Here is a 5878-nt window from a genome sequence, read left to right on the forward strand (position 1 = left end):
GGGGAGATTGACGCATCTGCGTCGGGCTGTTTGACAAGTTAAATTGAAGAAAGAGAAACGTGGACGGCGGAGTCCTTGCGGGTCTCGTTCGATGGAAGCTTCGGCTTCTTGAGACGGGGCCGGACGAAAGACTTCGGCGGTACACGTTTTGAACAAAGGTTAACACCATCGTTGTTAGCGCTGTGAAGCGCGGACAGCAGATTGGCTGAACTTCGGTTTGGTTGATTTAGTATGGTGGGACCTCGTCAATACGTTGTGATCAGCCGGTTTAAAGTTTCAAGTCCAACTTGAGAGTTTGATCCTGGCTCAGAGCGAACGCTGGCGGCAGGCTTAACACATGCAAGTCGAACGGGCGTAGCAATACGTCAGTGGCAGACGGGTGAGTAACGCGTGGGAACATACCTCTTGGTTCGGAACAACACAGGGAAACTTGTGCTAATACCGGATAAGCCCTTACGGGGAAAGATTTATCGCCGAGAGATTGGCCCGCGTCTGATTAGCTAGTTGGTGGGGTAAAGGCCTACCAAGGCGACGATCAGTAGCTGGTCTGAGAGGATGATCAGCCACATTGGGACTGAGACACGGCCCAAACTCCTACGGGAGGCAGCAGTGGGGAATATTGGACAATGGGCGCAAGCCTGATCCAGCCATGCCGCGTGAGTGATGAAGGCCCTAGGGTTGTAAAGCTCTTTTGTACGGGAAGATAATGACGGTACCGTAAGAATAAGCCCCGGCTAACTTCGTGCCAGCAGCCGCGGTAATACGAAGGGGGCTAGCGTTGCTCGGAATCACTGGGCGTAAAGGGTGCGTAGGCGGGTTTTTAAGTCAGAGGTGAAATCCTGGAGCTCAACTCCAGAACTGCCTTTGATACTGAAAGTCTTGAGTATGGGAGAGGTGAGTGGAACTGCGAGTGTAGAGGTGAAATTCGTAGATATTCGCAAGAACACCAGTGGCGAAGGCGGCTCACTGGCCCATAACTGACGCTGAGGCACGAAAGCGTGGGGAGCAAACAGGATTAGATACCCTGGTAGTCCACGCCGTAAACGATGAATGCCAGCCGTTAGTGGGTTTACTCACTAGTGGCGCAGCTAACGCTTTAAGCATTCCGCCTGGGGAGTACGGTCGCAAGATTAAAACTCAAAGGAATTGACGGGGGCCCGCACAAGCGGTGGAGCATGTGGTTTAATTCGACGCAACGCGCAGAACCTTACCAGCCCTTGACATGTCTATGACCGGTACCAGAGATGGAACTTTCCCTTCGGGGCATAGAGCACAGGTGCTGCATGGCTGTCGTCAGCTCGTGTCGTGAGATGTTGGGTTAAGTCCCGCAACGAGCGCAACCCCCGTCCTTAGTTGCTACCATTTAGTTGAGCACTCTAAGGAGACTGCCGGTGATAAGCCGCGAGGAAGGTGGGGATGACGTCAAGTCCTCATGGCCCTTACGGGCTGGGCTACACACGTGCTACAATGGCGGTGACAATGGGATGCAAAAGGGCGACCTCTCGCAAATCTCAAAAAGCCGTCTCAGTTCGGATTGGGCTCTGCAACTCGAGCCCATGAAGTTGGAATCGCTAGTAATCGTGGATCAGCATGCCACGGTGAATACGTTCCCGGGCCTTGTACACACCGCCCGTCACACCATGGGAGTTGGTTCTACCTGAAGGCAGTGCGCTAACCGCAAGGGGGCAGCTGACCACGGTAGGGTCAGCGACTGGGGTGAAGTCGTAACAAGGTAGCCGTAGGGGAACCTGCGGCTGGATCACCTCCTTTCTAAGGATGGATCTTCAGAAGCTTGCTTCTATCGATCCTCTTTTGAAACATCAGTGGCCAGACATTGGATCAATGTCTGAGCTGCATAGGCGGGACACCGCCGTCTTCGTTTCTCTTTCTTCGCGGACGAACACACGCTGGGGCGTGCTCGTGCTGCTTGTTGGCGTTTGATCGCAAGGTCATGTCGATGAGCCGAGCGCAGTCCTTTGTTGTTAGGGCTTGTAGCTCAGTTGGTTAGAGCGCGCGCTTGATAAGCGTGAGGTCGGAAGTTCAAGTCTTCCCAGGCCCACCATATTTGCGCGCTTTGCTTTCAAGGCTGCTGCTGACGTCGACATCACATGCGCAAGCATCGCATCTGCAAAACGTGTTCTTTAGCGTTGAGCATTCGTCTTCTGGAACGGGGGCATAGCTCAGCTGGGAGAGCGCGTGCTTTGCAAGCATGAGGTCGTCGGTTCGATCCCGTCTGCCTCCACCAGAAACTTTGGTTGGATGCTGATGAGCGATCGAGACGAAAACAACTTCAAGACATTCAGTGTGTTCAGACAGTGCGCGCCACATGGGCGGCGCCTGATTTAGTCCGCGGTATAACTTCGCTTGTCGGTCTTACGAGATCGACTGCGGGATTTATGACATCGTAAAGAGGAGATCGTTCCGAGGTTCGGATCTGCAAGCAATTGCGGGTGCCGCAATCATAATCTCCAGGAATTGAGTGCGAACGCTTTGCTTGCGAAGCTTCCGCATCTTTATTCCTTTTCAACGAAGCTTGACCGCCTCGTTGTCGGTTCGATCTTACGAAGCAAACTGGTCTTTCTAAATCATATCCAGCTGCACGAAGTGCGCACGGCTTGACCGCCGGCGTGCGGATTTGGCGTTTCCAATTCGTTGGTTATGCCAAGCAGCGTGCAGCAAACTCTGCCGAGTGTGTGGATATTGATAATGAGAGCAATCAAGTGTCTTAAGGGTATTCGGTGGATGCCTTGGCAATGAGAGGCGATGAAGGACGTGCTACGCTGCGATAAGCTATGGGGAGCCGCGAAGAGGCTTTGATCCATAGATTTCCGAATGGGGAAACCCACCTTCGATAGCCGAAACTCTAAGGTCATCACGACGCAAGTCGGGGTGGTTTTGGATTTTCGGTTATCAGTTGAAGGTATGAGACTCCTGAATACATAGGGGGTTTCAAGCGAACCCGGGGAACTGAAACATCTAAGTACCCGGAGGAAAGGACATCAACAGAGACTCCGTTAGTAGTGGCGAGCGAACGCGGACCAGGCCAGTGGCATATCAAAGACAACCGGAACCAGTCAGGAAAGCTGGACCTCAGAGGGTGATAGTCCCGTACGGGTAATGCAATGATATGTCCTTGAGTAAGGCGGGACACGTGAAATCCTGTCTGAACGTGGGGGGACCACCCTCCAAGCCTAAGTACTCCTCATTGACCGATAGCGAACTAGTACCGTGAGGGAAAGGTGAAAAGCACCCCGACGAGGGGAGTGAAATAGACCTGAAACCGGATACCTACAAACAGACGGAGCCCAAGATACGTTCTGGGTGACGTCGTACCTTTTGTATTATGGGCCAGCGACTTAATTTAACGAGCAAGCTTAAGCCGATAGGTGTATGCGCAGCGAAAGCGAGTCTGAATAGGGCGCTAAGTTCGTTGTATTAGACCCGAAACCTAGTGATCTAGCCATGGGCAGGTTGAAGGTGAGGTAACACTCACTGGAGGACCGAACGGGTGTCTGTTGAAAAAGACTCCGATGACCTGTGGTTAGGGGTGAAAGGCCAATCAAACTGGGAAATAGCTGGTTCTCCGCGAAAGATATTTAGGTATCGCCTCGGATGAATACCTCAGGGGGTAGAGCACTGAATGGGCTAGGGGGACTTACCGTCTTACCAACCCCAATCAAACTCCGAATACCTGAGAGTACTATCCGGGAGTCACACAGCGGGTGCTAACGTCCGTTGTGGAGAGGGAAACAACCCGGACCTACAGCTAAGGCCCCTAATTCGTGGCTAAGTGGGAAAGGATGTGGGAATCCCAAAACAACCAGGAGGTTGGCTTAGAAGCAGCCATCCTTTAAAGAAAGCGTAACAGCTCACTGGTCTAAATAAGGGTTCCTGCGCCGAAGATGTAACGGGGCTCAAGCCACGAGCCGAAGCTTAGGGTGTGCCATTTATTTGGTACGCGGTAGCGGAGCGTTCTGTAAGCCTGCGAAGGGCGACTCGTGAGAGCGCCTGGAGGTATCAGAAGTGCGAATGCTGGCATGAGTAACGACAAACACTGTGAAAGACAGTGTCGCCGAAAGTCCAAGGGTTCCTGCGTAAAGTTAATCTTCGCAGGGTTAGCCGGTCCCTAAGGCGAGGCCGAAAGGCGTAGTCGATGGGAATCACGTGAATATTCGTGAGCCAGTGGGTAGTGACGGATCTCTTATGTTGTTCGACCTTATTGGATTGGTCGGGCCTCGACGAGGTTCCAGGAAATAGCTCCCACATTAGACCGTACCCGAAACCGACACAGGTGGACTGGTAGAGTATACCAAGGCGCTTGAGAGAACTATGTTGAAGGAACTCGGCAATTTACCTCCGTAACTTCGGGATAAGGGGGCCCTCTGTATACGCAAGTGTACAGGGGGGGCACAGACCAGGGGGTGGCAACTGTTTAACAAAAACACAGGGCTCTGCGAAATCGCAAGATGACGTATAGGGTCTGACGCCTGCCCGGTGCCGGAAGGTTAAGAGGAGGTGTGCAAGCACTGAATTGAAGCCCCGGTAAACGGCGGCCGTAACTATAACGGTCCTAAGGTAGCGAAATTCCTTGTCGGGTAAGTTCCGACCTGCACGAATGGCGTAATGACTTCCCCGCTGTCTCCAACATAGACTCAGTGAAATTGAATTCCCCGTGAAGATGCGGGGTTCCTGCGGTCAGACGGAAAGACCCCGTGCACCTTTACTGTAGCTTTGCGCTGGTATTCGTGACTGTTTGTGTAGAATAGGTGGTAGACTTTGAAGCCGGGGCGCCAGCCTTGGTGGAGTCGCAATGTGAAATACCACCCTAATGGTTATGGATATCTAACCGCATCCCATTAGCTGGGATCGGGACAGCGCATGGTGGGCAGTTTGACTGGGGCGGTCGCCTCCCAAAGAGTAACGGAGGCGTGCGAAGGTAGGCTCAGAACGGTCGGAAATCGTTCGTTGAGTATAATGGCATAAGCCTGCCTGACTGCGAGACCAACAAGTCGAGCAGAGACGAAAGTCGGTCATAGTGATCCGGTGGTCCCGCGTGGATGGGCCATCGCTCAACGGATAAAAGGTACGCCGGGGATAACAGGCTGATGACGCCCAAGAGTCCATATCGACGGCGTCGTTTGGCACCTCGATGTCGGCTCATCACATCCTGGGGCTGGAGAAGGTCCCAAGGGTTCGGCTGTTCGCCGATTAAAGTGGTACGTGAGCTGGGTTCAGAACGTCGTGAGACAGTTCGGTCCCTATCTGCCGTGGGTGTTGGAATATTGAGAGGATTTGTCCCTAGTACGAGAGGACCGGGATGAACGTACCTCTGGTGGAGCTGTTGTCGCGCCAGCGGCAGTGCAGCATAGCTATGTACGGACGGGATAACCGCTGAAAGCATCTAAGCGGGAAACCCACCTCAAAACGAGTATTCCCTTGAGAACCGTGGAAGACGACCACGTTGATAGGCCGGGTGTGTAAGTGCGGCAACGCATGTAGCTTACCGGTACTAATCGTTCGATTGGCTTGATTGCTCTCATTTTCAATGTCCAGACATCAGTCCGACGTTATGAAAATGAGACTGCGCTCTGTAAATCAGAATGCGCAACTCAGGGACGCTCAAGCGCGTCCTACAGAAAGACCAAAACAGTTTGCTTCGTATCTTTGTCCTTCGCCGGCCTGGTGGTTCTAGCGAGGAGCTTCAACCCGATCCCATCCCGAACTCGGCCGTTAAACTCCTCAGCGCCAATGGTACTATGGCTTAAGCCCTGGGAGAGTAGGTCGCTGCCAGGCCTGCAAAGGACAAAGAACCCTCAACTACGATATCAATACAAAAAACGCCGCTTCCTTCGGGAAGCGGCGTTTTTTGTTGTCTGGA

2 tRNA genes and 3 rRNA genes are annotated in these 5878 nt (G+C 53.0%); all 5 read left to right on the forward strand.

The annotated features are described in order from the left end of the window. The first annotated feature begins 283 nt into the window (after positions 1-283). A 16S ribosomal RNA gene (locus HP556_RS00275) occupies positions 284-1770 on the forward strand. Between the two features lie 215 nt (positions 1771-1985). Further along, positions 1986-2062 (forward strand) — tRNA-Ile (locus tag HP556_RS00280). A gap of 107 nt (positions 2063-2169) precedes the next feature. After that, positions 2170-2245, forward strand: a tRNA-Ala gene (locus HP556_RS00285). 469 nt (positions 2246-2714) lie between these two features. Beyond that, a 23S ribosomal RNA gene (locus HP556_RS00290) occupies positions 2715-5534 on the forward strand. 144 nt (positions 5535-5678) lie between these two features. Continuing rightward, positions 5679-5793, forward strand: a 5S ribosomal RNA gene (gene rrf, locus HP556_RS00295). Together the 16S, 23S and 5S rRNA genes with 2 tRNA genes alongside form the textbook arrangement of a ribosomal RNA operon. Positions 5794-5878: the final 85 nt, after the last annotated feature.

This window comes from Tardiphaga robiniae (assembly GCF_013359755.1).
In the GTDB taxonomy this organism is placed as follows: Bacteria; Pseudomonadota; Alphaproteobacteria; order Rhizobiales; family Xanthobacteraceae; genus Tardiphaga; species Tardiphaga robiniae.